The sequence below is a fragment of the Alterluteimonas muca genome, from assembly GCF_021191595.1.
GTDB classification, from domain to species: Bacteria; Pseudomonadota; Gammaproteobacteria; order Xanthomonadales; family Xanthomonadaceae; genus Luteimonas; species Luteimonas muca.
Genome location: NZ_JAIWPS010000003.1, coordinates 45,929 through 65,756, shown reverse-complemented (window position 1 = coordinate 65,756; position 19,828 = coordinate 45,929). Strand labels below are relative to the sequence as shown.

Here is a 19,828-nt window from a genome sequence, read left to right as displayed (position 1 = left end):
GCCGCTGCGCGGCTGCACCCTGAGCCGCGCCGTCGGCGGCACCTTCGACCGCCTTGGTATCGTGCGCGGTCTGCAATCCGGCCCCGGGCCCGCCATCCATGCGCATCGATGTGATCAGCCTGTTTCCCGAGTTCGTCGATGCCTGCGCCGGCTTCGGCGTGGTCGGGCGTGCGCGCGAGCGCGGCCTGCTGTCGATGCATGGCTGGAATCCGCGCGATTACGCCGAGGGCAACTACCGCCGTGTCGATGACCGCCCGTTCGGTGGCGGGCCGGGCATGGTGATGCTGGTCGATCCGCTACGTGCGGCGATCGCTGCCGCGCGCGACGCCGATCCGCAGCCCGCGCATGTGGTCTACATGAGCCCGCAGGGCAGGCTGCTCGACCAGGCGCGGGTGCGCGAACTGGCCGCGCTGCCGCGGATGATCCTTCTGTGTGGCCGCTACGAGGGCGTGGACGAGCGCCTGATCGCCGCCGAGGTCGACGAGGAACTCTCCATTGGCGACTACGTGCTGTCTGGCGGTGAACTGCCGGCGGCGGTGCTGGTGGACGCGGTGGCGCGCCTGCGCGAAGGGGTGCTCAATGATGCCGACTCGGCGGTCCAGGACAGCTTCGAGCCCGACGCGGGTATCGAGGGGGGCGTGCTGCTGGACTGCCCGCACTACACCCGTCCGCCGCAGCATGCGCTGGGCGACGTGCCCGAGGTGCTGATGGGCGGCAACCATGCCGCCATCGCCCGCTGGCGGCGGATGCAGTCTCTCGGCCGCACCCTGGAGCGGCGACCGGACCTGCTGGACGAGACCAGGCTGTCGGCTGCCGACCGGCGCCTGCTGGCGGAGTACCGTGCCCGGGTCGCGGCGGGTGAACCGGACGCCTGAGCGGCGCTGGCATCGCCCGCCCGCATCCGGTTACAATGCCCGGCTAGTTTTACCCGCCAGAGCGTGCGTCCACGTGCACCACGCCTACAACGACTCCAACAGGCCAAGAACATGACCACCAAGCCCTCCCTGAACACCCTGCTGCAGGACTTCGAGAAAGACCAGGCGCAGCGCACCCTTCCCGAATTCGGCCCCGGCGACACCGTCGTCGTCAACGTCAAGGTCAAGGAAGGCAACCGCGAGCGCGTGCAGGCCTACGAGGGCGTGGTCATCGGCATCAAGAACGCCGGCCTCAATTCCGCATTCACCGTGCGCAAGATCTCCCACGGCTTCGGCGTGGAGCGCGTGTTCCAGTCGCACAGCCCGTCGATCGAATCGCTGGAAGTGAAGCGCCGCGGCAAGGTCCGCGCCGGCAAGCTGTACTACCTGCGTGGCCTGGAAGGCAAGAAGGCGCGCATCAGGGAAGACCTGTCCGCGGGCGCCAAGGCCAAGAATGCCAAGGCCGCCGCCGACCTCGCCGCAGCCGCGCAGGCTGCGGAAGCTGCCAAGGCGGAAGCCGCAGCAGCTGCAGCCGCCACCGAGTAAACCGGTCCGGCAAGCGCGCACGACGGCCACCTCCCGGTGGCCGTTTGCGTTTGCGGCGATGACGCGGCGCCCACTCCCCGGGCATAGAATCGTTGCCGGGTTTCTGCGGTGAGGATCATGTCCCCCACTGCCGTTCGCACGGGCCTGGCCGTGCCGGTCATCCTGCTGCTGGCCGCCTGCGCGGCGAACACCGCGCGGCTGGCCGATGGCCACGTCCGCGCCACCGACCTTCGCGAGTGTGCGGCGGTGCGTGCAGGCGAGGCCGAGCGCCTCGCCGATGGCTCCATCTCGATGGAGGACCACCGTCGCTGCGAAACCGGCGCCACCTGGTCGACGCGTCGCGAGACCGTCCCGGCCCCGGACTTCCGTCGGCCCGTCAGCGACCCCTGACCTTCGCCCCGCTGGAGCCCGTGACAGATGATGACCCGAGCCAGCGCCGCGCCCGCAGTGGCGGATGCCCCGACCAGCGTGCGGCTGGACCTGTGGCTGTGGGCGGCGCGCTTCTTCAGGACCCGCAGCATCGCCCGCCAGGCGGTGGAGAACGGCAAGGTCGCCATTGGCGGCGAACGGCCCAAGCCTTCGCGCGCGGTCCGCGTGGGCGACGCCCTGCGCATCGAGCGTGGCGAGGAAGCGTTCGAGATCGAGGTCATGGGGCTATCGGATACCCGCGGCCCGGCCAGCGTCGCGCGGCTGCTGTACAGCGAGTCCGAGGCCTCGCGCCAGGCCCGCGAGGCGCGCCTGGCCGAGCTGCGCGCACAGCGCGCCGGCTACAGCGCGCCGGAAACCCGCCCCGACAAGCGGGCGCGCCGGCTGATCCGTGCGCTGGGCGATATCGACGCCAGCTGAGCGTGGTGTGGCCAGCGTCGGTCACGGGGTTCCGCGCCGGCGGCGTGCCGCACTGTCGGCATGTCCCGTGCGCGACCCGGCGCATATGGCAGTGCCCCTGAACCGCCCTGTCCGGGTTCAGTCCCCGGCGATGTGCACGGGCGTAGGCTGCAGACATGTCCGCGTCCATCCATACCTCCCGAGCCCTGCACCGAGTCGCAGCCACCCTGTTTCTGGGCGTTACCGCCTGGTCGTCAGCGGGCGCCCAGGTACGTGCACCCGAGCCGATGCCCCGCCAGGTCGAGGGCACCCGGCTGCAGACGCCGCCGCCGCCGCCCGCCCATGTGCGCCCGGCGCTGACCGATCCGCGGGTGCGGCAGGCACAGGATCGGCTGGATACCCGCCGCCGCGTGATCGAGTCCGACCGCCAGCACGAGCAGCGGCTGCAGACGCTCGGTGCCACACCGCAGGCGAGGGAGACCGAGCTGGCGGCGTCCCGGCTGCGCGAAGCCGATGCACGCCGGGATGCGGCGTTGCTGCGCGAACGCGAGGCGGCGGTACGCGAAGCGCGTGCCCGCGAGCTGGTGGATCCACCACGCCGGTAAGTCGCTGCGACAGGGCGTCGGTCCCTCCAGCATCCTCCAGCGTCCGGGGTTGCCGGGATCGATGGCACATCAATGGTGCGACAGCTCTGCAATGGCGCCAGACGACCGCGCGCCGAAGAAGGCCCATGCGTCAGCCGGCTACGCGCCGTAGCCGTGGTAGCCGCATTCCCGGAAGTCGTCCGGCTTCACCAGCACTGCCCCGGCCCCAAGCGGGTGTCACACCAATGACTTCAGCCGGTACAGTGCCTCCAGCGCCTGCTTCGGCGTGAGCTCGTCCGGGTCCAGCGCCGTCAGTGCATCGAGCGCCGCGGACGGCGCTGCCGAGAACAGCCCGAACTGCTGCGGCGCGTCCAGCGCCGGTGGCGACATCGCCGCGGACTGGCTCTCGCCACTGCGCTGCTCGAGTTCCGCCAGTCGCCGCCTGGCCTGCTGCAACGTGGCCCTGGGCAACCCGGCCAGCGCGGCCACCTGCAGGCCGAAACTGCGGTTGGCGGCGCCTTCCTTGACCGCATGCATGAACACCAGGCTGTCGCCATGCTCGACCGCGTCCAGGTGCACGTTGGCGATGCCGCTGCCGGCTTCGCCGGCCAGCGTGGTGAGCTCGAAATAATGGGTCGCGAACAGCACGTAGCTGCGGTTGACGTCCGCCAGGTGCCGCGCCACCGCATCGGCCAGCGCCAGCCCGTCGTAGGTGGAGGTGCCGCGGCCGATCTCGTCCATCAGCACCAGCGACTGCGCGGTGGCGTGGTGGAGGATGTAGCTGGTCTCGCTCATCTCGACCATGAAGGTCGACTGCCCGCGGGCGAGGTCGTCGCCGGCGCCGATGCGGGTGAGGATGCGGTCGATCGGGCCGATCACCGCGCGCGTCGCCGGCACGAAGCTGCCGATATGCGCCAGCAGCACGATCAGCGCGTTCTGGCGCATGTAGGTGCTCTTGCCGCCCATGTTCGGGCCGGTGATCACCAGCATGCGGCGGTCGGGGTCGAGCACCAGGTCGTTGGGCTCGAACGGTTCGTCGCGCACCGCCTCCACCACCGGGTGGCGTCCGCGCTCGATCTTCAGGCACGGCGCGGATTCGAGTTCCGGGCGTGACCAGTCCAGCGCCTGCGCGCGCTCGGCGAAACAGGCCAGCACGTCGAGTTCCGCGAGCGCGCCGGCGCACTGCCGCAGCGGTTCCAGGCGCGCGTTGAGGGCATCCAGCAGTTGCTCGTACAGCAGCCGTTCGCGGGCCAGTGCGCGCTCGCGCGCCGACAGCACCTTGTCCTCGAAGGCCTTCAGTTCCTCGGTGATGTAGCGCTCGGCATTGGTCAGCGTCTGCCGGCGGGTGTAGTGCACCGGCGCCTTCGCCGCCTGCGCCTTGCTGATCTCGATGTAGTAGCCGTGCACGCGGTTGTAGCCGAGCTTCAGCGTGGGGATCCCGCTGGCCTCGCGCTCACGCGCCTCGAGGTCGACCAGGAAACCGTCGGCATTGGCCGACAGCGCGCGCAACTCGTCGAGTTCGGCGTCGTAGCCGTCGGCGAACACGCCGCCATCGCGCGCGAGGACCGGCGGCTGCTCGACCACCGCACTGCCCAGCATGTGCGCCTCGGCATCGTGCTCGCCGAGTGAGTCGGCAAGCGCCTGCAGGCGTGGCGAATCGAGCGTGGCCAGCAGTGCGCGCAGCCCGGGGAGCATCGCAAGGCCGTCGCGCAGCGTGGACAGGTCGCGCGGTCGCGCCGAGCGCAGCGCGATGCGTGACAGGATGCGTTCCAGGTCACCCAGTGCGCGGAAGCGCTCGCGGATGTCGGTGTCGGCGCCGCGCGTGATCAGGGTGTCGACCGCATGCAGGCGCTGGTCGAGCACGCTGCGGTCGCGCAGCGGGCGATGCAGCCAGCGCCTGAGCAGGCGTCCGCCCATCGGCGTCACCGACGTGTCCAGCACGCCCAGCAGGGTATGCCGCGCGTCGCCGTCGACACGGCTGTAGAGTTCGAGATGACGGCGGGTCGCGGCATTCATCGCGATCGCGCCGTCACTGGTCTCGACCGCGATCGAGGTCAGGTGCGGCAGCCGCTGCTTCTGGGTCTCCTCGACATAACCCAGCAGCGCGCCCGCCGCGGCAGTGGCCAGCGGCCGGTCTTCCATGCCGAAGCCGGTGAGGTCATGCAGGCCGAAGAAGCGCAGCAGCTGGCGACGCCCGCTGTCGGCATCGAACAGCCACGGCGCTCGGCGGCGCAGGCCACGGCGTTCGGCGAGGAACGCGGGCCAGCCGTCCTCGTCGGGCACCAGCAGCTCGGCCGGGTCCAGGCGTGCAAGCTCGGCTTCCAGCTGGTCGTCGTTGGCGACCTCATTGACCAGGAAGCGGCCACCGGCGAGATCCGCCCAGGCCAGCCCGTAGCCGCTGCCTCTGGATGAAGTGCCTCCGCGCGACAGCGCCAGCAGCAGGGTGTCGCGGCGCTCGTCGAGCAGGGCCTCGTCGGTGACCGTGCCCGGAGTGACGATGCGCACCACCTTGCGCTCGACCAGGCCCTTGGCCTGTGCGGGATCACCGATCTGCTCGCAGATCGCCACCGACTCGCCCAGCGCCACCAGCCGTGCCAGGTACCCCTCGGCCGAGTGATGCGGCACGCCGGCCATCGGGATCGGCGCGCCGCCGGAGCTGCCGCGCTGGGTCAGGGTGATGTCGAGCAGGCGCGCGGCCTTGCGCGCGTCGTCATAGAACAGTTCGTAGAAATCGCCCATCCGGAAGAACAGCAGCACGTCGGGGTGCTCGGCCTTGGCGGCGAAGAACTGCCGCATCAGGGGCGTGTGCTGGGTCGGGGCGGCCTCGGCAGGCGCGGTGTGTTCGCTCAACTCGACAGGTTCCAACAGGACAGACAGGCGCGTGGCGCCGTCGTCCAGTGTATCGCGCGCGCCGGGGCCGACGGACGGCGCCGGCGCGGGGCGCTCAGTCCTGCCGGTCGCCCGGGGCGAAGAACAGCGCCGACAGCGGTGGCAGCGCAACCGACAGCCGGAACGGCTGCCCGTGCGCGGGCTGCGCCTCGGCGTGCACGCCACCCAGGTTGCCCGCACCGGAGCCGCCGTACGTGGCGGCGTCGGTGTTGAGCAGCTCGCGCCAGTAGCCGCCCGCAGGCACGCCGACCGTGTATGCGGCGTGGCGCAACGGGGTCAGGTTCAACACCACGAGGACCGGCACGTCGTCACCGTGGCCGCGACGCAGGAAGGCGAAGACACTGTTGGCTGCATCGTCGCCCACGAGCCACTCGAAGCCGCCCGGGTCGGCATCGCGTGCATGCAGTGCGGGCCTCGACGCGTGCAGGCTGTTGAGGTCGCGCACCAGTTGCTGCACGCCGCGGTGCGGGGGCTCGTCGAGCAGGTGCCAGTCGACCTGGCCATCGTGGTTCCACTCGCCGTCCTGGGCGATCTCGCAGCCCATGAACAGCAGCTTCTTGCCCGGGTGCGCCCACATGAAGGCGAGGTAGGCGCGCAGGTTGGCGAGCTTCTGCCAGCGGTCGCCGGGCATCTTGCCCAGCAGCGAACCCTTGCCGTGCACCACCTCGTCGTGCGAGACCGGCAGCACGAAACGCTCCGAATAGGCGTAGACCATCCCGAACGTCATCCTGTCGTGGTGGTAGCGCCGGTACAGCGGATCCTCGGCCATGTAGGCCAGGGTGTCGTGCATCCACCCCATGTTCCATTTGTGGCTGAAACCCAGGCCGCCCTGTGACACCGGCGCACTCACGCCGGGCCAGGCGGTGGATTCCTCGGCGATCACCAGCGCGCCCGGACACTGCGCGGCCACCACCTCGTTGAGGCGGCGCAGGAAGGCCACGCTCTCGTAGTTCTCGCGGCCGCCGTGGACGTTGGGGATCCACTCGCCGGGCTCGCGGCTGTAGTCGCGGTAGAGCATCGACGCCACCGCGTCCACGCGCAGGCCGTCGACGTGGTAGCGCTGCAGCCACTCCAGCGCGCTGGCGATCAGGAAGCCGCTGACCTCGTTGCGGCCGTGGTTGTAGATGAGCGTGTTCCAGTCCTTGTGGAAGCCCTCGCGCGGGTCGGCGTGCTCGTACAGCGCAGTGCCGTCGAAGCGGGCGAGGCCGTGGGCGTCGGAGGGGAAGTGCGCCGGCACCCAGTCCAGCAGCACGCCGATGCCTTCGCGGTGGCAGCGGTCGACGAAGCGCGCGAAGCCCTCTGGCGCGCCGTGGCGCCCGGTGGGGGTGAACAGCCCGAGCGGCTGGTAGCCCCAGGAGCCGCCGAACGGGTGCTCGGTGATCGGCAGCAGTTCGACGTGGGTGAAGCCCATCGACGCCACGTAGGGCACCAGGCGGTCGGCCAGCGCATCCCAGTCGAGCGCGCCGCCATCGTCGCCATGCATCCACGAGGCCGCGTGCACCTCGTAGATGCTCATCGGCGAGGCGAAGGGGTCGCGCTGTGCGCGCTCGGCCATCCAGTCGTCGTCGGACCAGCTGAAGACATCGGCGGCAGGCACGACCGACGCCGTGAGCGGCGGCGCCTCGCTGGCGCGCGCGACCGGGTCCGCCTTCAGCGGCAGCAGGGTGCCGTCGGCCGCCAGCAGCTGGTACTTGTAGCGCGCCCCGGGGCCGACGCCGGGAATGAAGATCTCCCAGATGCCGGCGTCCGGCCGCAGGCGCATACCGTGCCGCCGCCCGTCCCAGCCGTTGAAGTCGCCGACCACGGCCACGCGTGCGGCATTCGGTGCCCATACGGCAAAGCGCACGCCGTCCACGCCGTCGATCCGCGCGACGTGCGACCCGAGCGCGTCGCCAAGGCGGAGATGGCGACCTTCGGCGATGAGGTGGAGGTCGAGATCACCGAGGATCGGCCCGAACGCATACGGATCGGCGGTGCGCTGCTCGCTGCCATCCGGCCAGCGCAGCAACAACTCGTACCTGCCCGTGTGCGCGATCTCGGCCTCGAACAGGCCGGGGGCCTGCGGGTGCGGGTGCAGCGTCACCGGTTGCGCGCCGGCATCGCCGGACGCGAGCACCTGGACCTCCGCCGCGCCTGGCATCCACACGCGCACGACGCGCCGGCCGCCGGCGTCGTGCGGGCCGAGGATCGCGAACGGATCGCCGTGGCGCGATTCGACCAGCGCCTGCAGCGCCTCCGCCGTCAGACCGTCGTCGTCCACGGACGCGCCCGGGGTGGGGATGCCGGCGTCAGTCATGGCCATCCTCCAGCAGTTCGTCGAGCAGCGTGGCCAGGCCGCGCACTGGCACGTCGATCCACGCGGGGCGGTTGGCGGCCTCGTAGGCGATCTCGTAGGCGCCCTTCTCGATCAGGAACAGCGCCAGCAGCGGGCCCACCGCGTCGGGCTGCGCCCACGGCCTGGCGGTCTCCTGCAGCACCTTGAGGTAGGCGGCACGGAAGTGCCCGCCGGAGCGCTGGCGGAAGGCGGCCAGGAACTCCGCCGAGCGTTCGTCGACCGCGGGCGCGACACCCTCCTCGCCGCGCTCCAGCATGGCCGCTGCATAGTCGAGCGAGCGCAGGAAGCCGGCCACGTCACGCAGGGGGCTGCTCCTGGCGCGCCGTTCCTCCGGTGGTCGCGCAGGCTCGCCCTCGAAGTCGATCAGGTAGGCATCGTCCTGCACGACGAGGATCTGGCCGAGGTGGAAATCGCCATGCACGCGGGTGAGCAGCGCACAGGGCGCGGCACTCGCGAGGCGTCGCAACAGCGGTTCCAGGCGCGGGCGCAGCGACATCAGGTGCTGCTGGGCCGGCGAGGGTGATTCCACGCCGCCCAGCGCCCTGAACGCGCGCTCCAGCTGGGTGCGAGCACTCTCGACCCAGTCGGTGATCTGCGCGTCACCGGCGTCCTCCGGCGCGAACGCCGGGTCATCGCTCGGCAGCGCCAGCGCCTGGTGCAGCTCGCCCAGCCGGCGCCCGACCGCCGTGGCGAAGGCGTCGTAGCCGCACAGCAGTTCCTCGTGCCGGTCCTCGTCGGGCGGGGTCAGGCGGAACTCGTCGAAGGTGCGGTGCAGATATTCGAGCGTCCAGCGCCAGGCGTCGCCCTGGTTCTGCAGGAAGCCCTGCAGCACCATCAGCGTCGACGGCACGCCTTGGTCGTCCACGCGCACGACCTCGCCCAGCAGCGGCGCGATGTTGCCGTAGCCCAGGGTGGTGAGGTGCCGGCCCATCTCGGTCTCGGGGTTGATGCCCGGGGTGATCCGGCGCACCAGTTTCAGCACCGCGGTGTTGCCGATGACCAGCGAGCTGTTGGACTGCTCGGCCGACAGCCAGCGCACCGGCTGCTCGCCGTCCATGCCGATGCGGGCCATCCAGTCGGTGGCCTCGAAGCGGATCTCGCCGTCGGGCGTCTGCAGGCGGGTACCTGCCTTCATAGCCGTCACCACCGCGCTGGCCAGCGTGGGCGCGGCGAAGGCGTCGGTGAGGAAGCCGACGTTGCGTCCGCGCCGCACCCGCGTCAGCGCGAGCTGCTGCGGCAGCGCGGGCAGGTCCTCGGCCTCCCAGGCGATGCCGAGCGGAAGCAGGTAGCGCTCGTGGCGGCTGCCGTCCGGACCAAGGGCAACATCCACCTCCGACATGAGCAGGTCGCCGTCGGCACCCGCCAGCGGCAGGCTGTAGGCGATGCGCACCGCGTCGATGCCCTGGTCCTTGGCGGCGAACCAGCGCCGGTTGCACAGGTACACCGGCAGCACCTTGCGCTCGAGCAGTTCGCGCGGGCGTTCCAGCCCTTCCTCGGCCAGCGTGCCGCGCAGCACCAGGGTCTCGAACTCGGGCATCGCCTGTACCGGCGGGACGTGCCAGTCCGGCATGGCGCCGTCGGTGACCAGCTGGAAGGCATAGAAGCCGTAGGCGGGCAGGGTGAGGAGGTAGGAGAACTCGTGGCCGATCGGCGGGAACGAGGTGCCGCCGACGATCTCCACCGGGATGCGGCCGTCGTACATCGTCAGGTCGAGTTCCACCGCCTGCAGCGTGCGTGACAGGTTGGCCACGCACAGCACCAGCTCGTCCTCGAATTCGCGCAGGTAGGCCAGGATCTTGCGGTTGCCCGGGTAGAGGAAGGTGAGCGTGCCGCGGCCGAAGGCGCGGTAGCGGTTGCGCACCTCCAGCATGCGCCGGGTCCAGTTGAGCAGGGAATGCAGGTCGCGCTGCTGGGACTCGACGTTGATGGTCTGGAAGCCGTACAGCGGATCCATCAGCGGCGGCAGCACCAGCCGCGCGGGATCGGCGCGCGAGAACCCGCCGTTGCGGTCGATCGACCACTGCATCGGCGTGCGCACGCCGTCGCGGTCGCCGAGGTGGATGTTGTCGCCCATGCCGATCTCGTCGCCGTAGTACAACACCGGCGTCCCGGGCATGGTCAGCAGCAGCGAGTTCATCAGCTCGATGCGGCGGCGGTCGCGCTCGAGCAGCGGTGCAAGCCGGCGGCGGATGCCGAGGTTGATGCGCGCGCGCTGGTCGGCGGCGTAGGTCTGCCACAGGTAGTCGCGCTCGCTGTCGGTGACCATCTCCAGCGTGAGCTCGTCGTGGTTGCGCAGGAAGATCGCCCACTGGCAGTTGTCCGGGATGGCCGGGGTCTGGCGCAGGATGTCGCTGATCGGAAAGCGGTCCTCGCGCGCGATCGCCATGTACATGCGCGGCATCAGCGGGAAGTGGAACGCCATGTGGCATTCGTCGCCGTCGCCGAAGTACTGCTGGGTGTCCTCCGGCCACATGTTGGCTTCGGCCAGCAGCAGGCGGTCGGGGTAGTGCGCGTCGACCTCGGCGCGGATCTTCTTCAGGATCGCGTGGGTCTCCGGCAGGTTCTCGTTGCTGGTGCCTTCGCGCTCGATCAGGTACGGCACCGCGTCCAGGCGCAGGCCGTCCACGCCGAGGTCGAGCCAGAAGCGCATCACCCGCAGCACTGCCTCGAGCACCTCCGGGTTGTCGAAGTTGAGGTCGGGCTGGTGCGAATAGAAGCGGTGCCAGTAGTACTGGCCGGCCACCGGGTCCCAGGTCCAGTTCGATTTCTCGGTGTCGCAGAAGATGATGCGGGTGCCGGCCAGCGCATGGTCGCTGTCCGACCACACGTAGAACCCGCGTTCCGGCGAGCCTTTCGGCGCCTGGCGCGCGCGCTGGAACCATTCGTGCTGGTCGGAGGTGTGGTTGATCACCAGCTCGGTGATGATCCGCAGGCCACGCCGGTGCGCCTCGTCGAAGAAGCGGCGCACGTCGTCCATGTCGCCGTAGTCCGGGTGCACGCCGCAGTACTCGGCGATGTCGTAGCCGTCATCGCGTCGCGGTGATGGGTAGAACGGCAGCAGCCACAGGGTGTTGACGCCCAGCCCGGCGATGTAGTCCAGCTTCTGCATCAGCCCCGCGAAGTCGCCCACGCCGTCGTCGTTGGCATCGAAGAACGACTTCACGTGCAGCTGGTAGATCACCGCGTCCTTGAACCACAGCGGGTCGCCGGCGACATGGCTGGAGCGCGGGATCGCGTCGCCCCCCGTGGTGGTGATTTCGGTGGCGCTCATGGTGCTGCCTCCGGCGCGTGGCCGTCGTTGATGGGGCCGGGGCCTACTCGCCAGATCGCGAACGGCAGGTCGGCGGGGTCGAGGCGCAGGTGCTGGTGCTTGCCGTGCCAGGTGCTGCGCGTGCCGCGCCAGAGGTCTTCGACGTGTACGGACGCGTGGTCCGGCAGGCCCCACTCCCACAGCGGCAGCTCGAAGTCCGCTTCGTGGGCGTTGTACGGGTCGAGGTTGATCGCGACCAGCACCATGTCGTCGCGCGCGCTGCGGCGCTTGCCGAAGTAGAGGATGTTGTCGTTGAAGGCGTTGTAGAACGTGATCCCAAGGTGCGTCTGCAGCGCCGGGTTGAGGCGGCGCAGCAGGTTGAGCCGGGTGATCTCGGCCACGATGTTGCCGGGGCGGTCCCAGTCCCATTGGCGCAGCTGGTACTTCTCGGAATCCAGGTACTCCTCCTTGCCGGGCTTGAGCGGCGTCGCCTCGCAGAGCTCGAAGCCGCTGTACATGCCCCACAATCCCGACAGGGTGGTCGCCAGCGCGGCACGGATCAGGTGCCCGGCGCGGCCGGAGTGGTGCAGGAACACCGGGTTGATGTCGGGGGTGTTGACGAAGAAGTGCGGCCGGAAGAAATCCGCCGGCGGGCCGTCGGCCAGTTCGGTCATGTATTCGATCAGCTCGGCCTTGGTGTTGCGCCAGGTGAAGTAGGTGTAGGACTGGGAATAGCCGACCTTGGCCAGCCGGTACATCAGCTTCGGCCGGGTAAAGGCCTCCGACAGGAACACCACGTCCGGGTGGGTGGCGCGGATGTCGCCGATCATCCATTCCCAGAACGGGAACGGCTTGGTGTGCGGGTTGTCGACGCGGAACAGGCGCACGCCCTCGTTCACCCAGAACGCCACCACGTCGCGCAGCGCCTGCCACAGGCCGGGGATCGAGCCGCTGGCGTAGAAGTCGACGTTGACGATGTCCTCGTACTTCTTCGGCGGGTTCTCCGCATAGCGGATGCTGCCGTCGGCGCGCCAGGCGAACCAGTCCGGGTGCTCGCGCAGCCAGGGGTGGTCGGGCGAGCACTGGATCGCGAAGTCGAGCGCGACTTCGAGGCCTTCCGCGGCCGCTGCGGCCACCAGCCGGCGGAAGTCGTCCAGCGTGCCAAGCTCCGGATGCACCGCGTCGTGGCCACCCTCGTCGGCGCCGATGGCATAGGGGCTGCCGGGTTCGCCGGGCTCGGCGGTGACGGAGTTGTTGCGGCCCTTGCGGTTGCGCCGCCCGATCGGATGGATCGGCGGCATGTACAGCACGTCGAAGCCCATCGCGCGGATCGCCGGCAGGCGTGCAATCACGTCGTCGAAGGTGCCGTGCGGCTGCAGGCCATCCGCGCCCGCAACGCCCATCGAGCGCGGGAACAGCTCGTACCAGCTGGAGAAGCCGGCGCCCAGGCGTTCCGAGTCGACAGCGAATGCCGTCGTGCAGCGATTGAGGAAAGGCTTGCGGTCGCAGCGCGCCATCGCCTTCGCGGTGTCCGGCGCCAGCAGGATCGCGCTGCGCGCCTGGGCATCCCCGCTCGCCTCCAGCGCTGCGGCGATGTCGCGCAGCGCGGTATCTCCGGCGGCCTCGGCGGTGGCACGCACCAGCTGGACGACCTCGTCGAGGTCGACGGCGGTGAGGTTGCCGGCTGCGAGGCGCTTCTCGAGGTCCATCCGAGCGGTCGCGAACTCGTCGCGCCAGGCCTCGACGGTGAACTCGTAGCGGCCGATGCGATCGAGGGTGAACCCGCCGCACCAGCGGTCGTTGCCCAGGTGCCGCATCGGCTCGCGGCGCCACTGTCGCTGTCCAGCGAGCCGCCACAGCACCGCCGCGGCGACACGGTCATGCCCGTCACAGAGGATGTCGGCCTGGACCGTGACCTGGTCGCCGACGATGCGTTTGACCGGGAAACGGCCGCCGTCCAGCGTCGGCGTCACCGATTCCACCGCCACCCGGGGGCCGGCAGCACCCTTGTCCACGGGCTGGCGGGCGCGCTGCACCGGCGGGTTGGGCGTGATCGCGTAGCTGCGGACTTCGGCCGGTTCGAGGGCAAGGCCGCAGTCCGGTTCGATGCGCGGTGCGCCCGCCGGGCGGCATGCCTCGAAGCTGCCGCCGCAGGCGGTGTTGCGCAACAGCGCGCGCGTGTCGACCATCGCCACGTGCTCGGCATCGGTGTTGACCAGGAGCAGGCGCGTGCCGGGCGCCGGCCCCGGTCCCGCGGCGGCCATCGGTTCGACCAGCCAGGCCGCGGCGGCGGAGGTGCTGCTGCCCAGCACCGGCCGCAGGGTGCGCCGTCGCCCGGCCTCTGCGCCGTCGCGATCGGCCAGCAGGTCGTTCGCCTCGCGCAGGGCCGCGTCGGCCTGCATATCGGCGGCGTCAGGCAGGACAGCGAAGAGGCTGTCGCCGCTCTGCGCCGCGAAGGCCAGTGCGCGTGCCCGGGTGGCGGGGGTGGTGGCCGCCAGCTGGAGCGGGTCGTCGACGACCGGGATCACCGTGGGCAGGCGGCCCAGGCGCGCGTCCTCCTCCACATACCAGGTCGAGCGGAAATCCCACCACGTCAGGGACGAAAAGCCGGCGGTGAAGCCGCAGCCGGCGAGGGCGTCGAGCTCGGCCGGGGCCAGGCCCGGGGTCCACAGCCAGAACTCCGGTCCGCGGTCGCCGGCGAGCGCGGCGATCAGGTCGCGCCAGGCCTGTGCCGGGACGCGCTGCGCCCACAGGCAGCGGAACCCGGCGACGCCCGCATCGCGCCAGTCGGCAAGCGTGCCGCACCACCAGTCCGTGAGGGCGGCGGGGTGGCTGCGGAAGCGGGCGACCGCAGCGCTTGGTGCCGTCGGCGCCTGGCGTGGGTCCGGCGGCGGCCCGTCGCTGCTGCGCCGCGGCCGGAAGCAGTCCGGATGCGCGGCGACCAGGGGCGACGTCGCCTCCACCTCGTCGAGCCGCAGGTCGATGACCAGTTCGAGCCCCGCCTTGCGGGCATCGGCAGCCAGCCGCGCGAGTCCTTCGCGCGCCGTCCCGGTCCAGTTCCAGGCAGCGCCGAGCCGGGACGGATCGCCAAGCCGCGCGGCGAGGACATCGTCCCCGCCAGCGAAGGGCGAGGGAATCACGGCGTGGGAAAAGCCGAGTGCGGCGCATCGCTCGAAGACCGCGGCCATGCCGGCCAGCGGGCTCAGCTGCGACGGAGGGAGGTAGCAGGCGCGAATAGGATGGACACGACTCATGGGGAATCCGTGGAGGGGGCGGAGGACAACAGCCGGCGCGTGGGCCCACTCGACTACAGCCGGCGTCAACGCGGCGCAGTCGTCCGCCCCGCCGCTGGCCGTTGCCCACGTCAGTGCCGCGGCCGCGGCGGCCTTTTGTCGGCATTGCGTTACGCGTACAGTGCCGGCGTAGCCCGGCTCGTCCCCCACCGACCCGGCTTGCCACGATCGTCGCCCCGCGGCGCGTGGCGCTTGGCCCAGTCGACCATCACTACAGGGGGACCCCCGATGCGCTCTTGCGACCTGCAACGCCATCCGCTCAGCACCGCCGTGTTCGCCGTACTCGTCTCGCTCACGTTCAGCGGCACCGCGCTGGCGCAGGACGCGCCGCCCGCCGAAACCCCCACCACCCTTTCGACCATCACCGTGACCGCGCAGAAGCGCGAGGAAGCGCTGCAGGACGTGCCGATCGTGGTCAACGTGCTGCCCGAGCAGCTGCTGCAGGACACCGGTGTTCGCGACATCAAGGACATGCAGGTGCTGGTACCCGGCCTCACCGTGACCAGCACGCAGTCCGCCGCGCAGACCACCGCGCGTATCCGCGGCATCGGCACCGTCGGCGACAACCCGGGCCTCGAGTCGTCGGTGGGCGTGGTGATCGACGGCGTCTACCGCGCACGCAACAGCGTCGGCTTCGGTGACCTCGGCGAGATGGAGCGCATCGAGGTGTTGAAGGGCCCGCAGGGCACGGTGTTCGGCAAGAACACCTCGGCCGGCGTGATCAACGTGATCACCCGCCGCCCGAGCTACACCCAGGCCGTGGAGGGTGAGGTCACCGTCGGCAACTACGGGCTGGTGGGCGTGTCCGGGTCCTACAACGACGCGCTCAACGACAATGCCGCCTTCCGCATCTACGCCACCAAGCGCGCGCGCGATGGCGTGGACGACGTCAACACCGCCGGCGGCCCGCGCCGCGAGACCGACGACGGCGACCAGAACTACCACTCACTGCGCGGCCAGCTGCTGCTGGAGCCCAGCGAGGCGCTCAACATCAACTTCATCGCCGACTACACCAGTCGCGAGGAGAACTGCTGCGTCACCGTCACCACCCACCGCGGCCCGACCGCGGCGATCATCGATGCGCTGACGCCGGGCGGGCAGGGGATCATCCCGGTGCCGGACATCGACCGTCGCCTGTCCTACGCCAACCGCACCACCGAGCAGGACATCAAGGACAAGGGCGTGTCGATGGAGGTCAACTGGACCTCGCCCTGGGCCAACGAGGCGGTGCTGACCTCGATCACCGCATTGCGCAACTGGGATGCGATCACCAGCATCGACTTCGACTACAGCGGCGCCGACATCATGTACCGCCCGCCGCAGGAGGATGTCTCGCTGGCGGCGTTAGAGAATTTCAGCCAGGAACTGCGGCTGACCGGCTCCAGCGACCGCGTCGACTGGATGGTAGGCCTGTTCTATTCCGACGAGGACCTGGCCCGCAACGATTCCTACTACATGGGAGCCGCGTACGAGCCCTACCTGTCGACCCTCGTCGGCACACAGGTGCTGGGCGGGCTGGCGCAGCAGCTGGCGCCGCTGGGGCTGACGGTGAACACCGCCAACCCCGCGACCTTCCTCTCGCAGGTGAGCGGCCGCCCGTTCGGCACCAACTACACCGGTGTCGGTGTGCTCGACCGCTACGAACAGAACGCGAAGAGCGCGGCGCTGTTCACCAACAACACCATCCACATCAACGACGAGCTCGACGTCACCCTGGGCCTGCGTTACACCCGCGAGAAGAAGACGCTGCAGTCCGACTTCTCCAACCCCAACGGCAGCCTGGCCTGCGGTGCGGCGCTGTCCAATCCGGCCGCTCGCGTGGGCGGGGCGCTCGCGCAACGCATCAACGGATTCGCCAGCCTGCCGCCGGGGTTGCAGCAACAGCTGCTGGGCCAGCTGGTTCCGGTGGTCGCACCGCAGGTGGCGGGCTTCATGTGCCTGCCCTGGGCCAACGTGCAGCACAACGGCCGCAGCACCTGGCAGGAGCGCACCGAGAAGGAATGGTCGGGCACGGTGAAGGTCGCCTATGACTTCTCCGACGACGTGATGGGCTATGTATCCGCCGCACGCGGCTACAAGTCCGGTGGTTTCAATCTTGACCGCGTGCAGTCCTCCAACGGGCTGTCGTCGGGTGTCGGCGGCATCACCCCGGTCGACGACACCTCGTTCCCGGGCGAGTTCGTCGACAGCTACGAGCTGGGCCTGAAGACCGCCTGGGCCGACGGCAACCTGGTGTTCAACACCGCACTGTTCCACCAGGAGTACGAGGACTTCCAGCTCAACAGCTTCCTCGGCACCGCGTTCGTGGTGCGCTCGATCCCGAAGGTGACCTCGACCGGTATCGAGGCCGAGGTGCTGTGGCAGCCCACCATCGAGGGGCTGATGGTGCAGGGTGGCGTGACCTATGCAGACACCAAGTACGGCAACGACCTGCTGCCGGATCCGGAACTGGTGGAGCTGCCGGGCAACCAGATGAGCTTCGCGCCGAAGTGGTCGGGCAACGCCTCGGTGACCTACGAATGGGACATCGGCTCCAACCTGCTGGGCCGCTTCAACGTCGGTGCCAAGTACATGTCGGAATACAACACCGGCTCCGACCTTGACCCGCAAAAGTTGCAGGACGGCTATGCGCTGGTCAACGCGCGCGTCGGCTTCGGTCGCCAGGACCAGCGCTGGATGCTGGAATTCTGGGGCCAGAACCTCACCGACGAGACCTATACGCAGGTCGGCATCGATGCGCCGATCCAGGCCGGTTCGTGGAACGCCTTCCTGGGCGCGCCGCGCACCTACGGCATGACCCTGCGCATGCGCTACTGATCCATCCGCACCGCCGTGGAAGGCCCGCCCGATGGCGGGCCTTCCTGTTTCCAGGGCCCGGCATCGGCTACGCACCGGCCGCGGAAAGACTTCGCCCGGCGGATGGTTTACAACAGGCCTCCCCGCCGAACCCGGATCCGCGATGCCCGTTCCCTCCGATGCCGAGCTGCAGGCGCTGGCTGCCGCCACCGGCGAGCGTCTGACGTCCACGCACGACACCCTGGTGACCGCCGAGAGCTGCACCGGTGGCTGGATCGCCAAGGTGGTGACGGATATCGCCGGCTCGTCGGCCTGGTTCGACTGCGGGATGGCGGTCTACAGCTACGAGGCCAAGCAGGCGCTCCTTGGCGTGCGCCCTCAGACGCTGGAAGACCACGGTGCGGTGAGCCGCGAGACCGTGCTGGAAATGGTCGCCGGCGGGCTGGTGCATTCCGGCGCCACCCTCGCTGTCGCGGTGACCGGCATTGCAGGCCCGGGCGGCAGCACTGCCGACAAGCCGGTCGGCACGGTATGGATCGCCTGGAAGCGGCGTGGCGGCTACCCGCGCGCGGAATTGTTCCACTTCGATGGCGATCGCGAAGCCGTGCGGCGGCAGACCGTGGCCGCCGCACTGCACGGGCTGGAAGCGCTGTGATGCCCGTCGCTGCCGGAGGTCGCCGCTGATGTGGGAGACCCTCGGCACGGTGCGCGATCTCGGGCGTCTGCAGGAGATCGCCGTGGTGCTGGTGCGCTACGGGTTCGGTGATGTCGTCCAGCGCATCGGCCTGGCTGGCGCACTCGAACGCGCCGGGCGCCTGCTGCACCGGCAACACGCCAACGAGAAGCCACGGATGTCGCCGCCCGAACGGCTGCGCCACGCATTCCAGGATCTCGGCCCGACGTTCGTCAAGCTCGGCCAGGTGCTGGCCACCCGCGTCGACCTGCTGCCGCCGGAGTGGATCCGCGAACTGTCGGAACTGCAGAACGCGGTGCCGGCGCTGCCGTTCGAGACCATCCGCCCGCAGCTGGTCGCCGACCTCGGTGCCGAGCCGGAGGACATCTTCGCGCGCATCGACACGCGCCCGCTGGCCGCCGCCTCGCTGGCGCAGACCCATCGCGCCTGGCTCGAGGACGGCACGCCGGTCGTGCTCAAGGTGCGGCGGCCGGGCATCCGCGAGGTGGTGGAAGCCGACCTGCGCCTGCTGGCGAGGCTGGCCGACATCATCGAGGCCCAGGCGCCCGACCTGCGCCGTTACCGCCCGGGCGACGTGGTCGCGCAGTTCGCCACCTCGCTGCGTGGCGAGCTCGACTTCGCCGCGGAATGCCGCCACGCCGAGCGCATCGCCGCCAACTTCGCCGGGTACGACGGGATCGAGATCCCGATCGTGTACTGGCACTGGACGTCGGAGCGGCTCAACGTGCAGGGCTTCATGGACGGGGTGGCCGGGCGCGATCTCGCCGGCGTCGATGCGCTGGGCCTCGACCGCCACGCGCTTGCGCGTGCCGGCGCGGCGATCGTGCTGAAGATGGTGCTCGAGGACGGCCTGTTCCACGCCGATCCGCACCCCGGCAATATCTTCTATCTCGAGAACGGCGGCATCGGCCTGATCGATTTCGGCATGGTCGGTCATGTCTCGGAGCGCCGGCGCATGCAGGTGGCGCAGCTGCTGTACGGTCTGGTCGACCAGGACACCGAGGCGGTCACCGACATCCTGCTGGACTGGACCGAAGGTACCAGCGGCGTGGACGAGGGCCGGCTGCAGGTCGAGGTCGGCACCCTGATCGACCAGTACCGCGGCCTGCCGCTGAAGGAACTGCGGATCGCCTCGATGCTGGCCGACGTCGCCGGCCTGCTGCGCCGGCACGCACTGACCCTGCCGCCCGACCTCGCGCTGATGATCAAGGCCTTCCTGACCCTGGAAGGGCTGGGCCGGCAGCTGGACCCGGACTTCGACATGGCCACCGAGGCGCGGCCGTTCCTGCGCCGGGCGATGCTGGAACGCTGGTCGCCGCGGATCCTGGCCCGGCGCGGGCGACGCACGGTGTCCGGCGCGCTGGATCTGCTCGGCGACCTGCCACGCGACCTGCGGCGGGTGATGCAGGCCGCGCGGCACGGTCGGCTGCGCGGGCAGATCGAGATCACCTCGCTCAAGGCCTTCGGCGACCAGCTCAATGCCGCGGCGAACCGGCTGACCATCGGCGTGATCACCGCTGCGCTGATCATCGGCTCGTCGATCGTCATGAACAGCGTCGGCGGGGTGCCCAACCGCTGGCTGATGGCGATCGGCGTGCTCGGCTTCATTGGTGCCGCCATCACCGGCATCTGGATCGTGCTGTCGATCTGGCGCAGCGGTCGTCATCGTTGACCGTGGCCGGGTTAGTAGTAATACTACTAA

12 protein-coding genes are annotated in these 19,828 nt (G+C 70.1%); 8 read left to right on the top strand and 4 right to left on the bottom strand.

What is annotated here, in order from left to right:
- The first annotated feature begins 98 nt into the window (after positions 1-98).
- From trmD to LDO11_RS05905, 5 genes are all read left to right on the top strand, one after another.
- Complete coding sequence (gene trmD, locus LDO11_RS05925; protein WP_232140729.1) at positions 99-875, top strand: tRNA (guanosine(37)-N1)-methyltransferase TrmD; 777 nt, start codon at positions 99-101, stop codon at positions 873-875.
- 111 nt (positions 876-986) lie between these two features.
- Positions 987-1,460, top strand: coding sequence for a 50S ribosomal protein L19 (gene rplS / locus LDO11_RS05920; protein WP_129135470.1), 474 nt, complete (start codon positions 987-989; stop codon positions 1,458-1,460).
- A gap of 117 nt (positions 1,461-1,577) precedes the next feature.
- A complete protein-coding gene (locus LDO11_RS05915; RefSeq protein WP_232140728.1) occupies positions 1,578-1,850 on the top strand; it encodes a hypothetical protein in 273 nt (90 codons plus the stop codon).
- A gap of 30 nt (positions 1,851-1,880) precedes the next feature.
- Entirely contained in the window at positions 1,881-2,306 is a 426-nt protein-coding gene (locus LDO11_RS05910) for an RNA-binding S4 domain-containing protein (RefSeq protein WP_232140727.1), read from the top strand.
- A 155-nt stretch (positions 2,307-2,461) separates the two neighbouring features.
- Positions 2,462-2,890 carry a hypothetical protein gene (locus LDO11_RS05905; protein WP_206733369.1) on the top strand — a complete coding sequence of 143 codons (429 nt, stop codon included), beginning with the start codon at positions 2,462-2,464 and terminating at the stop codon, positions 2,888-2,890.
- A gap of 216 nt (positions 2,891-3,106) precedes the next feature.
- Here the strand turns inward: LDO11_RS05905 and mutS are convergent, their stop codons facing one another.
- The 4 genes from mutS to LDO11_RS05885 all read right to left on the bottom strand — a co-directional run bounded on the left by mutS (position 3,107) and on the right by LDO11_RS05885 (position 14,597).
- Complete coding sequence (gene mutS, locus LDO11_RS05900; RefSeq protein ID WP_232140905.1) at positions 3,107-5,665, bottom strand: DNA mismatch repair protein MutS; 2,559 nt, start codon at positions 5,663-5,665, stop codon at positions 3,107-3,109.
- 148 nt (positions 5,666-5,813) lie between these two features.
- Positions 5,814-8,054, bottom strand: coding sequence for a 1,4-alpha-glucan branching protein GlgB (gene glgB / locus LDO11_RS05895; RefSeq protein WP_232140726.1), 2,241 nt, complete (start codon positions 8,052-8,054; stop codon positions 5,814-5,816).
- A complete protein-coding gene (gene treS, locus LDO11_RS05890; protein ID WP_232140725.1) occupies positions 8,047-11,364 on the bottom strand; it encodes a maltose alpha-D-glucosyltransferase in 3,318 nt (1,105 codons plus the stop codon). The genes glgB and treS overlap by 8 nt, the downstream gene beginning before the upstream one ends.
- Entirely contained in the window at positions 11,361-14,597 is a 3,237-nt protein-coding gene (locus tag LDO11_RS05885; RefSeq protein WP_232140724.1) for an alpha-1,4-glucan--maltose-1-phosphate maltosyltransferase, read from the bottom strand. The genes treS and LDO11_RS05885 overlap by 4 nt, the downstream gene beginning before the upstream one ends.
- A 267-nt stretch (positions 14,598-14,864) precedes the next feature.
- Here LDO11_RS05885 and LDO11_RS05880 point away from each other — a divergent pair, with 267 nt between their 5' ends.
- The 3 genes from LDO11_RS05880 (at position 14,865) to LDO11_RS05870 (ending at position 19,798) form a co-directional block, all read left to right on the top strand.
- Positions 14,865-17,453 (top strand): TonB-dependent receptor, encoded by a 2,589-nt coding sequence (locus tag LDO11_RS05880; RefSeq protein ID WP_232140723.1) that lies wholly within the window; start codon positions 14,865-14,867, stop codon positions 17,451-17,453.
- 142 nt (positions 17,454-17,595) lie between these two features.
- On the top strand, positions 17,596-18,087 hold the full coding sequence (locus tag LDO11_RS05875) for a CinA family protein (protein WP_129135477.1): 492 nt from the start codon (positions 17,596-17,598) through the stop codon (positions 18,085-18,087).
- 28 nt (positions 18,088-18,115) lie between these two features.
- Positions 18,116-19,798: an ABC1 kinase family protein gene (locus LDO11_RS05870; RefSeq protein ID WP_232140722.1), complete on the top strand. Its 1,683-nt coding sequence runs from the start codon at positions 18,116-18,118 to the stop codon at positions 19,796-19,798.
- The last annotated feature ends 30 nt before the right edge of the window (positions 19,799-19,828 follow it).

Bases quoted from the DNA above. Each gene is read 5' to 3' on its own strand.
- LDO11_RS05910 (WP_232140727.1), top strand. From the start codon at position 1,881: ATGACCCGAGCCAGCGCCGCGCCCGCAGTGGCGGATGCCCCGACCAGC.
- LDO11_RS05870 (WP_232140722.1), top strand. From the start codon at position 18,116: ATGTGGGAGACCCTCGGCACGGTGCGCGATCTCGGGCGTCTGCAGGAG.
- LDO11_RS05885 (WP_232140724.1), bottom strand. From the start codon at position 14,597: ATGAGTCGTGTCCATCCTATTCGCGCCTGCTACCTCCCTCCGTCGCAG.
- glgB (WP_232140726.1), bottom strand. From the start codon at position 8,054: ATGACTGACGCCGGCATCCCCACCCCGGGCGCGTCCGTGGACGACGAC.
- LDO11_RS05880 (WP_232140723.1), top strand. From the start codon at position 14,865: ATGCGCTCTTGCGACCTGCAACGCCATCCGCTCAGCACCGCCGTGTTC.
- treS (WP_232140725.1), bottom strand. From the start codon at position 11,364: ATGAGCGCCACCGAAATCACCACCACGGGGGGCGACGCGATCCCGCGC.
- rplS (WP_129135470.1), top strand. From the start codon at position 987: ATGACCACCAAGCCCTCCCTGAACACCCTGCTGCAGGACTTCGAGAAA.
- LDO11_RS05915 (WP_232140728.1), top strand. From the start codon at position 1,578: ATGTCCCCCACTGCCGTTCGCACGGGCCTGGCCGTGCCGGTCATCCTG.
- LDO11_RS05875 (WP_129135477.1), top strand. From the start codon at position 17,596: ATGCCCGTTCCCTCCGATGCCGAGCTGCAGGCGCTGGCTGCCGCCACC.
- LDO11_RS05905 (WP_206733369.1), top strand. From the start codon at position 2,462: ATGTCCGCGTCCATCCATACCTCCCGAGCCCTGCACCGAGTCGCAGCC.
- mutS (WP_232140905.1), bottom strand. From the start codon at position 5,665: ATGCGGCAGTTCTTCGCCGCCAAGGCCGAGCACCCCGACGTGCTGCTG.
- trmD (WP_232140729.1), top strand. From the start codon at position 99: ATGCGCATCGATGTGATCAGCCTGTTTCCCGAGTTCGTCGATGCCTGC.